This window comes from Moritella sp. 36, assembly GCF_018219415.1.
Classification (GTDB): domain Bacteria; phylum Pseudomonadota; class Gammaproteobacteria; order Enterobacterales; family Moritellaceae; genus Moritella.
Genome location: NZ_CP056120.1, coordinates 3,048,058 through 3,069,086, shown reverse-complemented (window position 1 = coordinate 3,069,086; position 21,029 = coordinate 3,048,058). Strand labels below are relative to the sequence as shown.

Below are 21,029 nucleotides of genomic sequence, written 5' to 3'. Positions count from 1 at the left end.
TAGATTTATTTATGCGTGTTGGTTAGATTTAAACGTTTTTTCAGCCAGTAGTCGGCACTGACATAACTGCCACCGCCGTAGAAGAATAGAACCATTAACATAACAAAATAGGTGATGCCGAATTCCATACCGTTATTGAGCATCACAGGATCGGCCAGCTCAGTAATGTAGTTATAACGACCAGGGAAGTTTTCAGCTAACCAAGTAATAAAATTACTCAACCGGATACTTGATTCAGCATGACCATCAGCGATTGCAAGCCAGCCATGGGACCAATGGACCATAGCGCTCGCAGCGCTCATCATAATGATCATTGGTATGGACATGAGTCGTGTGAATAAACCCAGTGCAATACAAATTAAACCAATAACTTCGGTAGCGGTTGCTATAAATGCCAATAATACTGGGAAAGGTAAGTTAAGACCGCCGTCTGCAGCAGATGCGCCAAACCAGGCCACAGTACCCTCAAAACCGACAACCTTAGAGTGGGCCCCAACATAGATGACTGGGATTAAATATAAGCGAATTGCAAGTAATGCTAGGAAATCGAATTTTTTACATTTATCGAGTAGTAAATAAATGCGAGATAATAATACTTTAATCATGACATTTCTCTTTGTGGGATATGTTAATTAAGTTTGAATTGTGGGAGTGCATCAACCAGGTATTTAAATCTAAGTTTTGCAGGTGTTTTTCTATCTGTTTTTTTAAGGTGGCGTAGCTAGTCGGTATGTCATGATCAAGATAGCCCATTAAAAATCGATCGATAAGCGTAAGTGCTTGCCATAAAACCTGATGTTTTTTATTTCTAAAAATCCCATAGGAAAATCGTCCTGGTATAAGAGGGCAAAAGCCCACAGTCATTTGATTGATTGAAAATGGAACATCAACACATTGCAGTGTTGGATTAAGAATGATGTCAACATCCCGATCTTTTAAATTGTCTAATTCAGGCATTGCGTCTGAATGATTGGCGATGAGAGGGGTTATTTCGGTACTGAATATAACCCACTCAAACTCCAGCAGAGACAATAATATATGGCTGGTCTCATTATGATTTTGCATGAAACGTACAAATTCGGTCGCGATGTTATGAAACTCAGGCTCCATTGATGGGTGACTATTTAAAAATGCTAGCACTAAACTTTCTTTGTTTTTATCGCCTAGCGAAAAGCTAAATAATGGAAACGTATGACTAATAACATTACTTATGTTGTCAATAATAAATCCCCGATAACGAGCAATATTTAGTTTGTTGGTTGCAGTCCCTTGGTGGCGAATAGCGTGAGTAAATTGCTGTATATCTTGACGTAGTCGATCTGGTGGATTATGCATATCTGGCCACCTCTATTTGCTTTTCTTTTGCTACAGACTGATGCACGTTGCTCAACTCATTGCAAAGTGTTGCTAGCGTAGGTACATGATGATCGCGTTCTAAAAGTAGCGGGCGTATACCATGATATTGAATGGCCTGTTGCGCTAATGCTGCCACTTCATGATTAACGTCCTTGCCGTGCGTATCGAGAAGAAAACCATCTTCTTGTTTTAGATGTCCGGCAATATGGTAATAACGAATCGATTTACTCGGCAATGACGTAATAAAGTTCATGGCGTTATAATTGTGGTTCTTGCTATTCACATAGACATTATTAATATCCAGTAGTAATTCGCAGCCGCTTTTATCAACGAGAGCTGATATAAACTCTGCCTCTGGCATTTCATCTGCATATTGATGATAGAAAGAGATGTTTTCCAATACTAATGGTCGTTTAATCATGTCTTGAACCTGCTTAATGCGATCTGCCAAATAGCCTATGTTGTCTTGATGGCGGGGAATGGGCAGTAGCTCATAGAGATAACCTGTTTTATCTCGAGAAAAGCTTAAGTGTTCACTGTAAATTTCAATATTGTAATAATCTAAGAAATCACCGACGTTTTTGATGAAATCAACATTCAGTGGCTGGATATCGCCAATAGATAAGCTAAGACCATGCGCAATAAGCGGGTAACGTTCAGCAATACAATCGAGACTTTCGCGTTTTACTCCGCCCATGTTCATCCAGTTTTCAGGTGCTAGCTCTAAGAAGTCTAGCTGTGGCACAATGGGCTGATGACATAATGCATGGATATGCTCGTTACGCAGGCCAATACCTTTACTTGTCGCCGCTATTGCCCGCATAAGCCGCCTGCGCATTTACCTGGTTGAGCATATTGAGTCGGTGTCTTATCGCTGGTAATACCTTGACCGGAAAGGCCACATTTACCATCCCGAGCACGAACTAATTGTCCTTGGGGATCATTGATTAATTCTTTTTTTTCAAAACGTTTTTCTGTTCCGCATTTACCACTGGCACATTTACCACCGTTGCCGCCATCCGCTTTCGCCGGAGCCGTCTGAGCCTGAGTTTGAGCTTGAGCTTGAGTTACTTCAGCTTGGACTTGGCCTATATTAAGACCAATTAAGGACGTCATGGCGATTGATAGCATTAATTTATTTTTCATTATCGAGTCCTTAATTAAAATTTAACGGGATAGCTAGCAAGGTCGCGACCCGCATAAACAGGCCCTTTATAGTATTTTTTGATTATTTCGATGGATTTATCTTTTTGGCGTAAGCTCTTACCCATAAAGTGATTAAGCACAAGTATTTTTGCATGGGTTTTAGCCGCGATTTTTCCAACCGTTGAGGGTTTTGAATGTAGATAAGCAGAGCTGCTGTCGGCATCTTCATCAATAGCCATCGGCATAACCAGAATATCGGCATCTTGAGCAAATTCGATAAATGATTCGTCACTGCCGTTCTGATCAGCTGAAATCACAATCGTCCCTTTAGCTGATTCAATTCGATAAGCTAAGCAAGGTACATCTCCGTGGGGGATATTCTTAGCGTAGATGGTTAAACCATCTGCGTCGTATACTTTAGTCGCTTGTTTTTTATGGATATCAACATCTTCAATAGAGACAGGGAATAGACCGTGACTACCATCATAAATCCCATTAAGGTATGCATATGCCCCTTCATCTGAATTAAATAGAGCATCCATATACTCAGTTAAACTAGGGAACTCTCCACCTCCTGTTGGTCCTGATATGGCTAAAGTACTCGTTCGGTTAAAAAAGTAACCGCCTTTTAGTAATGCGGGTAGGTCTGTAACATGATCGGTATGAAAGTGAGTAATACCGAGAAAATTAAGATCTTCCATTCTAGAACTAGACTGACCAAATCTTAGATATACACCGCCCCCCGCATCGATAAGGACGCGTGATTTTCCTTTCCACCAAATAACCTCACCGGAGGAGGCTCTGGCATCATCAGAAATCGGGCCACCAGAACCTAATAGCTGTAAGGTAAAATCTTTATCTAGGGGCTGGGTTGAGATTGCATGCGCTAATGAGCTGATGAGTAATAAGCTTGTCGCCAACATCGTTTTCTTTAACATCATTTTATGTGTCCAATATGTTGTTAGATATTAAAATCAATATTTGAATAAAGTGTTTGCCTTTATGTTCATATCAAGTTGTTTTGAAAGTACTTAATGTTCTGAGCGGGGCGATATTGACCTAAATCAATTAATAAAAATATTTAAATAGATTTAACAAGCGTTAGTTTTTATAAAACGCTTGTGGTAAAAACGGGTTGACGTGGCTGGTTGTAACATCGGATATGAAGGCGTTTACTTAATGGGGACTTTGTGACAATGGATTTTAAAATGGGGTGAACAGGTATGATTGTGACTGTTTATGGCGATCTAAATACGTCATTTTTGATGTGGCAGATTATTGCTTAGTTGCTGACTTGTTCGAGGTACTGCTTGAGTTAACAGCGGTGTTGAAAGCGAAGAATTAGCTATCATTTTTATAAACGATAGCTAAGATTTTGATGGACAATAATGGTGGTTAAATATGAACAAGTATTGTGGTCAATAGGAATAACACTTGTTACTTATGTAATACGATCACTCGAATTTATAAGATTCAGGTACGACAACAATACCGCGTTCTGAAATGGTGAATCGCGCGGCGTCTTCTGCTTTATTCACCCCTATTTTGGTTCTTGGTGGGATTTTTACATGTTTGTCGATAATGCAATTCTGCAGCTGGCTGTACTCACCGACTTCAACATCATCAAACAAGATACTTGCTGAAACAGTCGCCCCGTCGTTGATTTGTACATTTGATGATAAAACCGAATTTTGTACTGAACCACCAGTGATAAGCACACCGTTAGAAATAAGCGAATTGATAAATATCCCTTCATTGCCGGTTTCCGATGCCGTCGTTCTTGCTGGTGGTAATTGTGGTTCGTAGGTTCTAATACCCCAGTCGCGTTGGTACAAATTGATGGGTGAAACGGGTTGTAGCAAGTCCATATTGGCTTGATATAACGAATCGATGGTGCCCACATCACGCCAATAAGCATCCTCGCTCACACGTCCAGTCGAACCGCCAAATTGGTGTGCGTAGACTTTTTCGTTATCAATTAACCTTGGAATAATATCTTTACCAAAATCGTGGTTAGAATTGGGATTATCTGCGTCTTTTTCTAACGCATCAATTAACGCATCAGTGGTGAAAATATAGATGCCCATCGACGCTAAGCTCTTTTCAGGGTCATCAGGTCGTGACGCCGGATGTTCGGGTTTTTCTGAAAATTCGATGATTTTTCGGTTTTCGTCGATCGCCATTACACCAAAATTTGTCGCTTCAGCAACGGGTACTTCCATACAAGCGATGCTTAAGTCTGCGCCTATTTCCTGATGGCGTTGCAGCATGGGTGCATAATCCATTCTGTAGATATGATCACCAGAGAGAACCACAACATACTTAGCTTCGCTACGTGATAACAACCATAAGTTTTGATAAATGGCGTCGGCTGTGCCGCTATACCACTTGTCGCCTTTACGCATTTGCGGCGGGACGACGGTAATGTATTCACCTAACTCTGGGTTGAAGATAGACCAGCCATCACGTAAATGTTTCTGTAATGAATGGGACTTATATTGGGTCAATACCAGAATTCGTCTTAGACCAGAGTGAAGGCAATTGGTTAAGGTAAAGTCGATGATTCGATATTTACCACCGAAAGGCACTGCGGGTTTTGCTCTGTTATCGGAGAGCGGAGCAAGGCGTGCCCCCATTCCACCAGCGAGGACTACCGTTAATGTATCTTGCATTTAAATCATTCCCTAATTTTTTATTCAAGTAGTTACGGGTCTGTATGTCTTATTTATATCAAAAATCGAGCCAAAAGTTAAATATTTGATTTACAAAAGTATTTATAAATAGGTATATTTTGTTTCACCATCATACAGCAATGCTTCATATCTGCTGCACCAAATTAATGCGAATTTAATAAAATTATGGTTAATAGTTTAAATCTATCAAAATGTTAGATTTAATCGTTTTTTGTTTGTGTTCAAATAATTCTATTCTTAATGCATTGATTTAAGCGGGAGTGAACCAATGCAAAAAAGAGCATTAATTGTAGAAGGTGGCGGTATGCGCGGTATTTTTGCCAATGCTCCACAGCGTAGTTTCAATATCATCACCATTATCACAATGGCCACTGATAAGGTCTTTTTTAATCCTATTGCTTATCGTGAAACGCCTTGCTTTTCAGGCGGCTGCTATACTGATGGAGGCGTTGCCGATTCTATCCCTGTACGCAAAGCATATCGGTTGGGTGCGCGTGATATTACCGTGTTACTTTCACATCCGCTTAGTGATAAAAAACAAACAACTAAGTATCCATGGTTGGTTAAAACACTATTCTCTCAGCACCCTAATATCGCAAAATCAACGATGGTAAGAGCGAGCAATTATAACGAATCTCTCGAGTTTATAAAAAATCCACCGAGTGACTTGAACATTCGAGTCATTGCGCCACCTAGTTTGCCGTTAAACGGTTAACAATGAATAAAAACAATAAATAACTATATCAGTTCGTTTCTAAAATAATAAATAACATATAGAAGGAATTAGTGATGAGTAAGAAATTAACGACTGCAGCAGGTTGCCCTGTTGCGCATAATCAGAATGTCCAAACCGCGGGTAAAAGAGGCCCTCAACTGCTACAGGATGTGTGGTTTCTGGAAAAACTCGCACACTTTGATCGAGAGGTGATCCCTGAACGTCGTATGCATGCCAAAGGCTCTGGTGCTTATGGTACGTTTACCGTTACGCATGATATTACTCGATTTACCAAAGCGAAAATTTTCTCGGCAATTGGTAAAAAAACAGAGATGTTTACACGCTTTACAACGGTTGCAGGTGAGCGTGGAGCCGCCGATGCCGAGCGTGATATTCGTGGTTTTGCAATGAAGTTCTACACAGAAGAGGGCAACTGGGATCTCGTCGGTAACAATACGCCAGTGTTCTTTTTGCGTGATCCGCTTAAGTTTCCAGATCTGAATCATGCGGTCAAACGTGATCCTAGAACGAATATGCGCAGTGCAAAAAACAACTGGGATTTCTGGACATCATTACCTGAAGCGCTGCATCAAATCACAATAGTAATGAGTGATCGTGGTATTCCGGCAACGTATCGACATATGCACGGATTTGGTAGTCACACGTTTAGCTTTATCAATAGTGATAATGAACGCTTTTGGGTTAAATTCCATTTCAAATCACAGCAGGGTATTAAAAATTTATCGGATGCAGAATCAGAAGTATTGATCGGTAAAGACCGAGAAAGTCATCACCGAGATTTGTTAGAAAGCATTGATAATCGTGACTTCCCTAAGTGGACGCTGCAAGTGCAAATCATGCCAGAAGACGACGCATCTAAAGTGCCTTATAACCCGTTTGATCTTACTAAAATCTGGCCACATAGCGACTATCCACTAATTGACGTGGGTGAATTCGAGCTAAATCGTAATCCTGAAAACTTCTTTGCTGAAGTGGAGCAATCCGCTTTTAATCCAGCAAGTGTAGTTCCGGGTATCAGTTTTTCACCAGATAAAATGTTACAAGGTCGTCTGTTCTCGTATGGCGATGCACAACGTTACCGTTTAGGGGTTAATCACCACAGTATTCCGGTTAATGCGCCGCGCTGCCCTGTACACAGTTATCACCGAGATGGCGCTATGCGTGTAGATGGTAACTATGGCGGTACGCTGGGTTATGAGCCAAACGATCAAGGTGAATGGGCTGAACAACCTGACTTCTCTGAGCCTCCGTTAAGCTTAGATGGTGCGGCAGCGCACTGGGATCATCGCGAAGATGATGATTACTTTAGTCAACCTGGTGATTTGTTCCGACTTATGACGCCAGAGAAACAAGCGATTTTGTTTGATAATACAGCCCGTAACTTAGGTGGTGTACCAGAGGAGATTCAAATCAGACATTTAAGACATTGCTTTAAAGCCGATCCCGATTATGGTCACGGCATTGCCAAATTATTGGGCATTGATGTGAGTAAATATCAAAACTAGGATTTAGATTAGTAATAAGCGCATAGTTAGAAGTAATGATGAGAACTTATGCTTAGAAGTAGCAGGGTGCATAATTTGCACCCTGCTTATTTTTTCATTCATAGTTAATCAATTTTTAATGCGTGGGCAGGCTCTTTTAAAAGCACTTGGTTGCGATTATTTGTTTGCGGCAGTTCTCCTGCTTTAATATTGACTTGCAATGCAGAGTACAAGAGCCTTGGCACTGCTAAGGTTTTATCACGCGTTTGTCTTATTGCAACAAAGCTGTCATGGCTGACATCATTACGAATATGTATGTTCGACTTTTTGCTCTCTGCAACGGTCGTTTGGTATTGTAGTTTTCTACCATTTGGTTGGTAATCATGGCACATCCATAGCTTGGTATTGTCTGGGAGTGCGTAGAGTTGCATTATGCTCTGATATAATTCGGTCGCAGCACCACCTGGGAAATCACAACGTGCTGAACCGCTATCTGGCATGAATAACGTATCCCCAATAAATGCATTATCTTCGATGAGATAAGTAACGCTGTCTTTTGTGTGCCCTGGTGTTTCAATAACCTTGATAACAGTGTCACCAATATAAAGTTTGTCATTGTGGCTAAGCAGTAGATCAAACTCGGCACCCGATACAGATATTTCACTGTCACTCAAGGCAAAGATATCCTTAAAAATACGCTGTGCTTGCGTAATGTACTTACCAATAGCGATTTTACCACCAAGCTTAGATCTTAAATAATGTGCGGCTGATAAGTGATCTGCATGGGCGTGCGTTTCTAATATCCATTCAACTTCTAGTTTGTGGTGTTGTACAAACTCAATTTGAGCATCTGCAAAATAAAAAGCAACCTTGCCAGCGTTGTTTTCATAATCGATAGCACTATCAATGATTGCAGCTTTAGCGCTATTCAAATCATAAATAATGTAACTTATCGTACAAGTATCTTTATGGAAAAATGGTTTAATAATAATTGAAGACAACTTAGCTTCCTTAACGCTGTTCCTTATAATGAGTCACATCGTACATTGCTAATATACGATGCACAAGTTGTAGCATTAAAGGGTATACACAATGACCACTACTCACATTGTAGTTCAGGTAAATCAGCAAATAAGGCTAAGGCCTCAGGGTTAGCGAGGGCATCTTTATTCGTTACTGCAATACCGTGTATTACATTACGCACGGCCAGTTCGACAATCTTACCACTGATGGTTTTGGGTATATCAGCCACCGCGATGATTTTAGCCGGGACATGTCTTGGAGTGGTATTGGTTCGAATTATATTTTTGATTTGCATGGTTAATAGTGTATCTAATATGACATTTTTTGATAAACGTACAAACAAGATCACGCGTACGTCATCATGCCATTGCTGTGCAATTGCAATTGATTCTTGTATCGCTGCAAGCTTTTCTACCTGTCGGTATATTTCTGCGGTGCCAATACGTACCCCTCCGGGGTTTAATACCGCATCAGCTCTACCATGGATGATCACACCGACTTGGTTAATATGTATATCTTGCGGTATGTCATTTTCGATATTCCAAGCACCGATGTGATGTTTCACCAATTCGCCATAATCACCCTGTGCCCAGATGTTATCAAAGTGGGTAAAGTAAGCGTTATGGTATTTACGACCATAAGGGTCTTGCCAAAAACCTGTTGGCATCGAAGGGAAGGGCTGGCGACAAACCAGTTCCCCTTTGCCTTCAATACTGTGTTTTGACCCTTCATTATGCATAAAGGTCACGTCCATGCCTAACCCTAAGCACTGCAGTTCACCGCGATACACAGGCAAGGTTGGCATGCCCAGTGTGAAGCAAGAAATAATATCGGTGCCACCACTGATACTTGAAACACAAATATCCTGTTTAATATATTGATAAATATAATCAAAGCTTTCGTGTGACAAGGGGGATCCAGTTGATAGCAAGGTTTTTAAATGACTGAGGTTATAGTCTTGCGCTGGATGTAATAAGGCTTTATCGCAGGCTGAATAATACTTGGCGCTGGCACCAAAAATGGATACTTTTTCTGTATCAGCCAGTTCAAAAAGTACCTGCTGATGTGGATAAAATGGTGAGCCGTCAAATAACACCAAGGTTGCGCCCTGAGATAAACTGCTCACCAACCAATTCCACATCATCCAGCCACATGTTGTGTAATAAAAAATGCGGTCATCTACCTTAACATCGGTATGTAAGGCGAGTTCTTTTACATGCTGCAGCAATGTGCCGCCAACACTGTGTACAATACATTTTGGCATGCCTGTCGTGCCTGAAGAGTATAAAATATACAGCGGGTCTGAAAAATTAACCGACTCGAATGTTAAAGAGCGTGGAATTACGGCACTAAAATACCGCCAGTCACATTGTGAGGACTTATCACGGATAGGTGCATCAAGTTTTTTTGAATACGCGTTCTGTGTTGGTGTTGGTGTTGTTTTTAAATAAGATACAATGACGAGTTCATTTAATTCGGGTAAGGCGTTGGCAATGGCTGACACTTTATCCATGATATTAATTTGCTTTCCGGCATAACAATAGCCGTTACATGCGAATAATAATTTTGGCTGGATTTGATTAAATCGGTCCATTACGCCTTGGAAACCAAAATCAGGCGAGCAAGATGACCAGATTGCGCCAATACTGGTTGTGGCTAACATTGCAATAATCGCTTCGCTGCTGTTGGGTAATAAACCAGCAACACGATCGCCTTTTACAATCCCTAGCTCACGCATCGCGGCGGCAATACGAGTGACTTCATTTCGTAGCTGTTTATAGCTAAGTTGGGTGCGTCGACCATCTTCACCGTGGCTGATTATGGCTAACTTGTCTTCGTTATATTTCTCGTTTTTATAGGCTGAAATATTATTGGGGAATAGCAGGTTCTCTGCAAAGTTTAATGTTGAATCTGGAAACCATTGGCAGCGGTAAAAGCAGTCATCATAAACAAAGATACGATTAAGGTTAAAGTCACCTTTGAATTTAAAAAAAGTAACTAATGAGCGCCAAAATATAGCCGTATTATTAATGCTCCACTGATGTAATTGCTGATAGTGTGCAAAAGTAAGGCTGTATTCATCACGCAAAAATCGCAAATAATGGTTAATGTTACTACCATCAATGCGCGCTTGGCTCGGTGTCCAGATTGGTACTGCGGACTCTACTGTCATTACAACCTCATATTAATGATTGAAATCGCGCTTGAGCGGTGGGGTAGGCTAAGGCGACTTTAGAGCCATTGGGACGATTTAAACGTTGGCAAATAAAGTTACCTGCAGTAATTAATTCATTGAGATCTACACCAGATTCAATCCCTAAGCCATTGAGCATATAAACCACATCTTCGGTGGCGACATTACCTGACGCGCCACGGGCATAAGGACAACCACCTAAACCTGCTACAGCACTGTCGATAACACGAATACCTAATTGTAATGCGGCATAAATATTGGCTAACGCTTGGCCGTAAGTATCATGGAAATGTACAGCTAATTTAGTGATGGGAACGTGCTGAGCGACGGCGTTGATCATGGTTTTTACTGCTTCGGGTGTACCTACACCAACAGTATCTCCAAGGCTAATTTGATAACATCCCATGTCGTGTAACTGTTGAGCGACTTTTGCTACTTTGTTAACGCTGATGTAGCCTTCATAGGGGCAGCCAAGTGTGCAAGAGATGTAACCACGTACGGGTAATCCTGTCGCTAGTGCTTGTTTTACGACTGGCTCAAATTGACGCAGTGATTCGTTAATAGAGCAGTTAATATTTTTGCGGCTAAAGCTTTCAGACGCAGAACCAAATATTGCCACTTCATCGACATTTGCAGCGATAGCAGCATTTAAACCAATCAAATTGGGCGTTAACGCAGAATAAGTAACACCATTAGTGCGCTTTATACGTTTAAATAGATCGCCACTATTTGCCATCTGGGGCACCCATTTGGGTGAGACGAAGCTACCTGATTCGATCATGGTCAAACCGGTATGGCTAAGAATATTCACCAGCGAGATCTTATCATTTAGGCTTATTTCTATTTCATTTTGTAGCCCGTCCCGGGGGCCTACTTCGACAATTTTAACTGTTTCGGGCAGTTGATGCTCTTGGTTAGAGCGGTGGTTCTGGTTATCAGAGAGTCGCGACGTCATTACGCTTGTTCCTTGTTATCAAGTGTCAGGGATGGAGTTAATTGTATTAATTGAGCACCATCTTTGACCATGTCGCCATCTTGATAAAACACGGTTGTTACTGTGCCAGCTACGGGTGCATTGATATTGCACTCCATCTTCATCGCTTCCATCACGACTAAAGGTTCACCCGCCTCGACGATTTGGCCGGGTTGGCAAAGTACGCTGACAATAACGCCATTCATTGGTGCGGTTATCTTTGTTTCGAGTTCATCTTCAATACTAGATCGTAAGGCCTTGTTTTGCACTGTGGATTGCATTAGAGATTGGCGTAATAGCACGGTGCTACTACCCGCATAAAAAACAGTTATGTGTAATGGCGATATAACAATCGTTGCTTTAATTTGATGACCATCGATACACGCGGTGAGTTCATTGCGATTAAGTTGACCACTCACAAGGCTATCTGAACACACTTTATCTTTTTTCTGGCTTTTGTTTTGAGTGTGTTGTTCATAGCTATTAACTGTTACTTGAAAACCCTGCGCTAACTTTGTCAGTGTGAGTGTGTAATGATGGTTGTCGTTATTGGTCGTTGTCAGTGTAAATTTTTTGATTGCGGGTTGATTTAAACGCCAACTCGTTGTTTGAGACCAAGGGGAGTGTATATCATTGTTTATATGATGCATTACGGTATTACTGGTTATAGCATCAGTCGTAACGTACTGTGATTCTAGATTTAACTGTAATGCGAATCCCGCCAAGATTAAGACATAATTAAGACTTACTGCTTTAGGTTTTAAGGCCTCCGCATGGGTGATAATAAAGTCAGTATTGAGACTTGCTGCTTGCAGCGCAGGTATTTGTATTAACTGAGTTAAAAAACCGATGTTGGTTTTAATGCCGGCAATCTTATAATCAGCCAATGCGGCTTGTAATCGCAGCAGGGCAAGGTCTCGGTTATGATCCCAGACAATTAACTTGGCGATCATGGGGTCGTAATACGGACTGATTTCATCGCCTTGAACAACACCGGTATCAATACGCACGTGTTTGGATTCTACGGGTTGATTCAAAAATTCTATATTCCCACTGGCGGGCATAAAACCTTTATCAGGATCTTCAGCGTAAATCCGTACTTCAATCGCATGACCATTAATTTGTACTTGGTTTTGATTTAAGGGTAATGGTTCACCGTTGGCAATATGCAACTGCCATTCGACTAAATCAAGCCCTGTAATCATTTCGGTGATGGGATGTTCAACTTGCAAACGGGTATTCATCTCCATGAAATAGAACTGGCCTTGCTCATCATATAAGAACTCCACCGTGCCAGCCCCATGGTAATTAATGGCTTTTGCGGCGGCAACTGCGGCTTCCCCCATGGCTATTTGAGTTGCAAGTGGTAATGCGGGGGCGGGGGCTTCTTCTAATATTTTTTGATGACGGCGTTGAATGGAGCAATCACGTTGAGAGAGGTAAATGCAGTCACCATGATGGTCACTAAAAATCTGGATTTCGACGTGGCGAGTCTTAGTTAAATAGCGCTCTATTAGCATGTCGTCATTACCAAAACTAGCCATTGATTCTCGTTTCGTTGCGGCGAGAGCATAGGTAAACTCACTGGCGTGATTGATGATACGCATTCCTTTACCACCACCGCCATATACGGCTTTAAGTAACTGTGGATAGCCGATCTGTTGTGAGTTCTTTTTTAACGTTAGCTCGTCTTGGCAGTGACCATGGTAACCCGGGACCAGAGGAACATGCGCTGTTGCCATGATGGCCTTCGCAGCGCTTTTACTGCCCATTGCTGTTATCGCATCTACACTTGGCCCAATGAAGATTAAGCCTTGTAGCGTACATGCTTGGGCAAAGTCTGCGTTTTCGGATAAGAAACCATAACCAGGGTGAATAGCTTGAACATTGGACTCTGCTGCTATTTCTAAAATTCGCGCGCGATTAAGGTAAGACTCTGTTGCTGGTGCAGGCCCTAAATAAAATGCTTCATCAGCCATGCTAACGTGACGTGAATTTGTGTCAGCAGCGGAATAAATGGCGACACACTGAATACCAAGTCGCTGCGCTGTTTTTATGATTCGACAGGCTATTTCACCGCGATTAACGATGAGGACCTTGGTAAATGGCTTGGGCTTATTCGCGAACGAATGATGCGACATAGACGTTATTCCTTGCTCCAGTCGGGCTTACGCTTATTCAAAAATGCATCGAGTCCTTCCTGAGCTTCGTTTGATACCCGAATTGCGGCAATACGCTGGCTTGTGTCGGCAATTAATGTGTCATTGATAACATGGTTGGTAATGTCATTAATGAGTGCTTTAGCTGCTTGCATTGCTGCTGGACCATTATTGAGTAAAGCATTGATAAAGGGCGTGGACAGTGTGTCTAAATCATCATGTATTTGATGGATTAGACCATACTCTAGCCCTTGTTCTGCGCTAAACACTTCACCTGTTAAACAATATCGTCGTGCTTGCCGAGGCCCAATCGCGGCCACAACGTAAGGGCTGATTACCGCAGGGATAAGACCAATTTTGACTTCACTTAGGCAAAATTTGGCGGTGGTTGTCGCGAGGGCTATGTCACAACAGGCGACAAGTCCGATTGCGCCTCCAAAGCAAGCGCCTTGTACTAGCGCTATGGTTGGTTTAGGGAATTGATTCAGCTTATCCATTAACTTTGCTAATTGTACCGCATCGGATAGATTGTCTTGATAGCCGAGTTTGGCAATATCTTTCATCCACTTTATATCCGCCCCAGCAGAAAAGTGTTCACCTTGGGCGCGTAATATCAATATTTTCACAGCAGAATCATGTTTTAACACCGCTAAGGTGGTAAGCAGGTGATTGATTGTGTCGGCACTAAATGCGTTGCGTACCTTGGCACGAGTGAGGGTGATAGTTGCAACACCCTGATGATCAATCGCCGTATGTAAGTGCTCTGCATTGATGATATTGAGTTGGTCTGAATTCTTTGTCATTCAATGATCCTAGCTGTGATAATGATATTTGATTTGTGATTGTGCACCTTGAAGTAGTTTGGGCATATAAATTGAGATAGACAAAACTACATTCTAAAAATGCCAAACTGGGTATCTTTAATCGGTGCATTAAGTGCGGCTGATATCGCTAATCCGAGTACTTGCCTCGTTTGCAAAGGGTCGATAATACCGTCATCCCACAGTCGTGCGCTGGCATAATAAGGGTCTCCCTGGGTTTCATATTGTTCAATAATAGGGGCTTTAAATTTAGTTTCTTCGTCATCTGTCATGATTTTATTATTACGTGCGAACCCGTCTTTTTTGATTTGACTGAGTACGCTTGCAGCTTGCTCTCCACCCATCACTGAAATTCTGGCATTCGGCCATATCCATAACAAGGTGGGGTCGTAAGCACGGCCACACATACCATAATTACCAGCACCATAACTACCGCCAATAATGACGGTAAACTTAGGCACTTGTGCGCAAGCTACTGCGGCAACCATTTTTGCTCCGTGCTTTGCTATGCCTTCTGCTTCGTACTTTTTTCCGACCATAAACCCGGTGATATTTTGCAGGAACACTAATGGGACCTTGCGTTTGCAGCAAAGTTGAATAAAATGCGCGCCTTTTTGGGCAGATTCAGAAAATAAGATGCCGTTGTTGGCGATGATACCGACAGGGTAACCCTGAATACGGGAAAAGCCACACACCAGTGTTGTGCCGTAGCATGCTTTAAATTCATCGAGTTCGGAGTTATCAACAATACGGGCGATGACTTCTTTAACGTCGAATTGTTTTTTTAAATCGGTGCCAACAATACCGTACAGTTCGTGGCTATCGTATAGCGGTGGGGCACTGGGATAAATGGTTAAATCAGGGCGTTTTACATGATTGATATTGGCGATGGCTTGGCGTACCAGCTGTAATGCGTGGGCATCGTCTTGAGCATAATGGTCGGCAACCCCCGATGTTTTACAATGCACATCGGCACCACCTAATTCTTCAGCGGTGACTTCTTCGCCCGTTGCTGCTTTGACTAATGGAGGGCCTGCGAGGAAAATGGTACCTTGCTGTTTTACAATGATAGATTCATCTGCCATTGCGGGAACGTAAGCGCCACCTGCGGTACATAACCCCATGACAGAGGCGATTTGTGGAATGCCTTTGGCGGACATATTCGCTTGGTTAAAGAAGATACGGCCAAAGTGGTCGCGGTCGGGGAAAACTTCATCTTGCTGGGGTAAAAATGCACCACCAGAGTCGACTAAATAGATACAAGGTAGGCAGCAACGTTCAGCTATTTCTTGGGCGCGCAGGTGCTTTTTAACGGTTAATGGATAATAAGTGCCGCCTTTGACGGTGGCATCGTTGGCAATGATCATACATTCGATACCATTAACGCGCCCAATACCGGCCACCACACCCGCAGCTGGAACCGCTTCGTGATAATACTGCCAAGCGGCAAATTGACCTAGTTCTAATAAGGGAGAACCTGGATCTAATAAAGCATCAATACGCTCTCGGGCAAGCATTTTACCTCGGGCTAAATGACGCTGTTGTGCTATTTCACCACCGCCTTGTTTGATTTGTTCTAGGTTAATTTCTAGTTGTTTTACAAGATCTCGCATGGCTTGTTGTTTCGCGACAAAAATAGGGTGTTTGATATTGAGTGTTGTGCCTATTTTAGCCATGTTTTCTAGACTCCTGACTCATTAAACAGTTCCCGGCCAATCAATATACGACGCATTTCTGATGTACCGGCACCAATTTCATAGAGCTTAGCATCACGAAGTAAACGGCCTGCAGGGTATTCGTTGCTGTAACCATTTCCGCCTAACAATTGAATTGTATCGAGTGCCATTTTTGTGGCCAATTCGGCGCAATATAAGATCACACCTGCACAGTCTTTACGGCTGGCTTCGCCGTTGTCACAAGCGCGTGCAACTGTATAGGTATAGCATTTGGCTGCGTTCATTTGGCTATACATGTCAGCAATTTTGGCTTGCACAAGTTGGAATTCACCAATGGCTTTACCGAACTGTTTACGCTGGTGGATATAAGGGACGACGAGATCCATGCAAGCATCCATGATCCCGAGTGGTCCGCCAGTTAGCACAAGGCGTTCGTAATCAAGGCCACTCATTAATACGTGTACGCCTTGATTGAGTTCGCCCAGGATATTGTCTTTGGGTACACGGCAATGTTGAAACACAAGCTCACAGGTATTGGAACCACGCATGCCTAATTTGTCCAGCTTTTGCGCTTGGCTAAACCCATCAAAACTGCGTTCAACAATAAAAGCAGTAATACCATGGCTGTTTAATTCGGGTGCTGTTTTTGCGTAAACGATATAAGTACTGGCTTCGGGCCCGTTGGTGATCCACATTTTGTTGCCGTTTAGTATGTAGTTGTCACCTTCCAATACCGCACTTAATTTCATTGAAACCACATCAGAACCCGCATTGGGTTCGGTCATGGCTAATGCACCTACGTGTTCTCCGCTAATGAGTTTGGGCAGGTACTTCTGTTTTTGCTTGGCATTGCCATGCCGAAATATCTGATTAACACAAAGATTAGAATGTGCGCCATAGCTTAATCCTACCGATGCAGATGCGCGGCTTATTTCCTGCATCGCGATGACATGAGCAAGGTAGTTCATATCAACACCACCATATTCTTCACTGATGGTGATACCCAATAATCCCATGTCACCAAACTTTTGCCACATATCCGCTGGAAACAGATTATCTTGATCTATTTGTGCTGCGCGTGGGGCTATTTCGTCATTTGCGAACGCTGTCACGCTTTCACGCAGCAGTTCGATGGTTTCGCCAAGGGCAAAGTTGAGTGATGTGTAGGAATTGGCCATCTGTGTCCCTATTTCGATGGTTAAGTGAAGGATTATGTCCACTTACGGTCATTAAGGTTCTCGTAATTAATCTTGTCTTTCATTAATTTGAGTATGGTAGTTAACGAGTGGGGTTGCCAATTTGAATATCTTGATGTTTAGGCTTATGTAATAGAAATTAAGGTTTGATTTAATTATAAAACATAAAAGCCAAGATGTAATATTTTGGCTTTTATGTTTTAGGTGGAAACTATCTATGCTAAGTTAAAATAATCTGCTTATATCACTTTTTCACCGTTCTCTATTACTGTTTGACGTACTTTTTTAGTGAATTCTATTGCTTCAGTAACGATTTCTTTTTCGTTAACCGTTAGCATGTCACGATCTTGCATGATCACCTTACCTGCAATGATAGAGTGGCGTACATTCGCAGAGTTTGCTGAGTACACAAGTACAGAGTATGGATTGTACATAGGTACCATGTTCGGCGCTTTTGTATCAATTACGATAACATCTGCTAGTTTTCCAACCTCTAAAGAACCAATTTTATCTTCCATATGCAATGCTCTTGCTGCGCCCATCGTCGCCATGTCGATAACTTTAATCGGGGGCATTGCACCGCGATCGTGATTCACTAGTTTGTGAACTTTAGCCACTTGGTTAAATTCATCGATTGTACTTAATGTATTACCCGACATTGGACCATCAGTACCTAAGCCAATACGTACGTTTTCGTCATACATTTTAAGCGCGGGTGATACACCTTTCGCTGATTTGATGTTTGCACTCATGTTATGTGCAACACCCGTATCGGCTTTTTTCACTAGCTCGATATCAGATTCGCTTACATTGATCATGTGAGCAGCTACTAAACGTTCGTCTAATGAACCAATACTATCCATGTATTCAACAGGCGATTTACCGTCAGAACGTTTAGCAATACTTTCGTTTTCACGTTCTGATTCAGCTAAATGAATTAATACAGGTACGTTATGCTCTTTTGCTAACTGAGTGATTTGTTGCAAAACTTCTGTCGTATTTGTATAAGGTGCATGGGGGGCAAATGCAGGGGTAATACGTGGATGATCTTTATATTCTTCAATAAAGTTAAGTGCGTATTGAATGCCTTCTTGTGCATTTTGTGCATCGGCAACAGGGAATTTAATCACTGTTTCACCTAGGATTGCACGCATACCAATTTTATCAACAGTCTTTGCTACCTCGTCTTCAAAGTAATACATATCGCTATACGTTGTTACGCCACCTTTAACCATTTCTAGGTTACCAAGGTTAGCGCCAATACGCACCATGTCACGGCTTACTAGTTTCTTCTCTAGTGGGAAGATGTAGCGGTGTAATCGTCCTGGAACATCATCTGCTAATGAACGGAATACGGTCATTGATACGTGAGTATGAGTATTAATTAAACCCGGCATAACGATGTCGCCATCAACATTCATTACCTTGTTTGCTTTGTATTGTTGTGCAAGCTCCGCATTACCAACGGCAATAATTTTATTCCCTTTAATAACCACGGTTCCATTTTCATAAATGGTTTTATCACTGTTCATCGTTAATACTGTGGCGTCAGTGATCATGAGATCTACTTTTTCTGCAGCGGTCACTGACGTTGCAAAAATAATAGAAGCGGCTATTAATGTCTTGTTAAAAAAATTCTTACTAGCAAACATGTTTAAATCTCAATTTTATTGAATAGGACAGAAAACACTCTGGGAAGTCGAATGATACTATTTACCAGAGCTTTATAAGCTTATTGATTGCTAATGGCAAGTAAACATCTTTTACTATGTGATTCTTCAAGCGCTGATTGTTTTAGCTAGTATCTGTTTCATTGTTCGTTAATTACTATGCAAAGTTTAATATTTGCGTATTTAGTTCGAATTTTAAACATTAATTCATGTTTTGTAATTAATGTTAAATAAGGTTGTTAATGTGACTTAGATCTCTATATAATTCCGTTCCGGCCAGAACCATCGAGTTTAGCCACCTTAGTTACAAGCCGTCATCAAGGAAATATGAGCGACCCAAGGAATTTGGACCAGCGTGACTGTAGCTTGCGATCAAGGTGACTCGTATGTTGTTATTGGGCGGACTGACTAGATTCTTTTTTAGAAAATACTGTTTTTCCTCACCTCATATATCAATGCACGTAATACCCATTGCAATAAAATACTGATCATTAATCAGGTCTAAGTTAATCCCACTGGGTGTTAATTTTTCCTGCGTTTACTGCCATCTAAATTTTATTACAATCGGTATAACACCTTCATTTTTTATACATCTATTTTTATGAGCAGAATGAAATTATGCAGTTGTTAATTAGCTTAGTCGGTATCGTAGTACTTATTTTATGTGCTTGTGCACTTTCTGAAAATCGCAAAGCGATCAAATGGCGTACCGTTGGTGGAGCATTATTCCTACAAGCTGGTTTTGCTGCACTTGTACTTTACTCTTCTATTGGCCAGTCAATGCTTGGTGCAATGAGCAGTGGTGTGGCGAGTGTTCTTGGTTTTGCTGATGTCGGTATCCAATTCCTATTCGGTGATTTAGCGACGGAAGGTTTTATCTTTGCGATCCGCGTATTGCCTTTAGTTATTTTTATTAGTGCGCTTATTTCATTGCTTTATTACATTGGTGTAATGCAGTGGGTAATTAAAGTGATTGGCGGTGGTATCCAGAGGTTTCTTGGTACAAGTCGTGTTGAATCATTAGCTGCCACGGGTAACATTTTCCTTTCTCAAGGTGAGTCTCCATTACTGGTAAAACCGTTTTTACCAAAAATGACACGTTCAGAATTATTCGCTGTAATGACGGGTGGTATGGCATCGGTTGCGGGCAGTGTACTTGGTGGTTATGCAGGTTTAGGTGTTGAACTTAAATACCTGATCGCAGCAAGTTTCATGGCGGCACCGGGCAGTTTGTTGATGGCTAAGTTATTAGTACCAGAGCAAGAAACTGTAACGGAAGACGCTGATGTTGTAATGGCAAAAAGCGAACACAGTAATGCGATTGATGCATTAGCAGCGGGTGCGATGAATGGTATGAAGGTTGCTGTGGCAATCGGTACTATGTTAATTGCATTTGTGAGTGTGATTGCAATGGTCAATGCTGGTTTAGAAACGGTAGGTAACTGGGTCAATATTGAAAACCTAACGTTACAAAGTGTGCTGGGTTATATCTTCGCTCCACTCGCATTTATGATTGGTGTGCCTGAGCATGAAATGCTTGTAGCAGGTTCATTCATTGGTCAAAAAGTGATTCTAAATGAATTTGTTGCTTTCATGGACTTCGCTGCCGTTAAAGAGACCATTTCTGAGCACAGCCAAGTTATTATTACGTTTGCATTGTGTGGTTTTGCTAACATTGGTTCTATCGCAATTCAAATCGGTTCTATCGGTGTGATGGCGCCAGAGCGTCGTTCAGATGTTGCAAACTTAGGTTTTAAAGCGGTACTAGCAGCAACACTCGCTAACTTAATGAGTGCTGCATTAGCGGGCATCTTCATTAGCTTGTAAGATTGTATGACTGGATGCTGTAATCATTCAGTAAGTTAAATAGAAAGGCACACTTTAACGTTTGGTTGAAGTGTG

General features: G+C 41.7%; 17 protein-coding genes. 3 read left to right on the top strand and 14 right to left on the bottom strand.

The genetic code is table 11. From position 1 onward, the window contains the following. Positions 1–5: 5 nt before the first annotated feature. The 6 genes from HWV03_RS13515 to glgC all read right to left on the bottom strand — a co-directional run bounded on the left by HWV03_RS13515 (position 6) and on the right by glgC (position 5,174). Positions 6–605, bottom strand: a complete 600-nt coding sequence (locus tag HWV03_RS13515) for an HvfX family Cu-binding RiPP maturation protein (RefSeq protein WP_211676388.1) — start codon at positions 603–605, stop codon at positions 6–8. After that, on the bottom strand, positions 598–1,335 hold the full coding sequence (locus HWV03_RS13510) for an HvfC/BufC family peptide modification chaperone (protein WP_211676387.1): 738 nt from the start codon (positions 1,333–1,335) through the stop codon (positions 598–600). The genes HWV03_RS13515 and HWV03_RS13510 overlap by 8 nt, the downstream gene beginning before the upstream one ends. Further along, positions 1,328–2,179 (bottom strand): DUF692 domain-containing protein, encoded by an 852-nt coding sequence (locus HWV03_RS13505; protein WP_211676386.1) that lies wholly within the window; start codon positions 2,177–2,179, stop codon positions 1,328–1,330. Before HWV03_RS13505 ends, HWV03_RS13510 begins: the two co-directional genes overlap by 8 nt. Further along, positions 2,167–2,502 (bottom strand): hypothetical protein, encoded by a 336-nt coding sequence (locus tag HWV03_RS13500; protein WP_211676385.1) that lies wholly within the window; start codon positions 2,500–2,502, stop codon positions 2,167–2,169. Before HWV03_RS13500 ends, HWV03_RS13505 begins: the two co-directional genes overlap by 13 nt. Before the next feature lie 14 nt (positions 2,503–2,516). Beyond that, positions 2,517–3,443 (bottom strand): MBL fold metallo-hydrolase, encoded by a 927-nt coding sequence (locus tag HWV03_RS13495; protein WP_211676384.1) that lies wholly within the window; start codon positions 3,441–3,443, stop codon positions 2,517–2,519. A gap of 513 nt (positions 3,444–3,956) precedes the next feature. Further along, positions 3,957–5,174: a glucose-1-phosphate adenylyltransferase gene (gene glgC / locus HWV03_RS13490; protein WP_211676383.1), complete on the bottom strand. Its 1,218-nt coding sequence runs from the start codon at positions 5,172–5,174 to the stop codon at positions 3,957–3,959. Positions 5,175–5,463: 289 nt separating this feature from the next. Between glgC and HWV03_RS13485 the strand changes: the two genes are divergently transcribed. Together HWV03_RS13485 and HWV03_RS13480 are read left to right on the top strand one after the other, a co-directional pair. Continuing rightward, positions 5,464–5,910, top strand: a complete 447-nt coding sequence (locus HWV03_RS13485) for a DUF6363 domain-containing protein (RefSeq protein WP_255546813.1) — start codon at positions 5,464–5,466, stop codon at positions 5,908–5,910. 74 nt (positions 5,911–5,984) lie between these two features. Beyond that, positions 5,985–7,436 carry a catalase gene (locus tag HWV03_RS13480; protein WP_211676382.1) on the top strand — a complete coding sequence of 484 codons (1,452 nt, stop codon included), beginning with the start codon at positions 5,985–5,987 and terminating at the stop codon, positions 7,434–7,436. A gap of 104 nt (positions 7,437–7,540) precedes the next feature. On the opposite strand, the gene HWV03_RS13475 is transcribed toward HWV03_RS13480, so the two are convergent. The 8 genes from HWV03_RS13475 to HWV03_RS13440 all read right to left on the bottom strand — a co-directional run bounded on the left by HWV03_RS13475 (position 7,541) and on the right by HWV03_RS13440 (position 19,109). Then, positions 7,541–8,416, bottom strand: coding sequence for an MBL fold metallo-hydrolase (locus HWV03_RS13475; RefSeq protein ID WP_211676381.1), 876 nt, complete (start codon positions 8,414–8,416; stop codon positions 7,541–7,543). A 98-nt stretch (positions 8,417–8,514) separates the two neighbouring features. After that, complete coding sequence (locus HWV03_RS13470) at positions 8,515–10,611, bottom strand: acetoacetate--CoA ligase (RefSeq protein WP_211676380.1); 2,097 nt, start codon at positions 10,609–10,611, stop codon at positions 8,515–8,517. A gap of 7 nt (positions 10,612–10,618) precedes the next feature. After that, positions 10,619–11,587 (bottom strand): hydroxymethylglutaryl-CoA lyase, encoded by a 969-nt coding sequence (locus HWV03_RS13465; RefSeq protein WP_211676379.1) that lies wholly within the window; start codon positions 11,585–11,587, stop codon positions 10,619–10,621. Next, entirely contained in the window at positions 11,587–13,746 is a 2,160-nt protein-coding gene (locus HWV03_RS13460) for an acetyl/propionyl/methylcrotonyl-CoA carboxylase subunit alpha (RefSeq protein ID WP_211676378.1), read from the bottom strand. The genes HWV03_RS13465 and HWV03_RS13460 overlap by 1 nt, the downstream gene beginning before the upstream one ends. A gap of 5 nt (positions 13,747–13,751) precedes the next feature. Beyond that, positions 13,752–14,567: an enoyl-CoA hydratase-related protein gene (locus HWV03_RS13455; RefSeq protein ID WP_211676377.1), complete on the bottom strand. Its 816-nt coding sequence runs from the start codon at positions 14,565–14,567 to the stop codon at positions 13,752–13,754. Positions 14,568–14,653: 86 nt separating this feature from the next. After that, entirely contained in the window at positions 14,654–16,261 is a 1,608-nt protein-coding gene (locus tag HWV03_RS13450; RefSeq protein WP_211676376.1) for a carboxyl transferase domain-containing protein, read from the bottom strand. 5 nt (positions 16,262–16,266) lie between these two features. Then, positions 16,267–17,439, bottom strand: a complete 1,173-nt coding sequence (locus HWV03_RS13445; protein WP_211676375.1) for an isovaleryl-CoA dehydrogenase — start codon at positions 17,437–17,439, stop codon at positions 16,267–16,269. 257 nt (positions 17,440–17,696) lie between these two features. After that, positions 17,697–19,109 carry an amidohydrolase gene (locus tag HWV03_RS13440; protein WP_211672029.1) on the bottom strand — a complete coding sequence of 471 codons (1,413 nt, stop codon included), beginning with the start codon at positions 19,107–19,109 and terminating at the stop codon, positions 17,697–17,699. A 636-nt stretch (positions 19,110–19,745) separates the two neighbouring features. On the opposite strand from HWV03_RS13440, the gene HWV03_RS13435 reads away from it, so the two are divergent. Continuing rightward, positions 19,746–20,954 (top strand): NupC/NupG family nucleoside CNT transporter, encoded by a 1,209-nt coding sequence (locus HWV03_RS13435; RefSeq protein ID WP_211676374.1) that lies wholly within the window; start codon positions 19,746–19,748, stop codon positions 20,952–20,954. Positions 20,955–21,029: the final 75 nt, after the last annotated feature.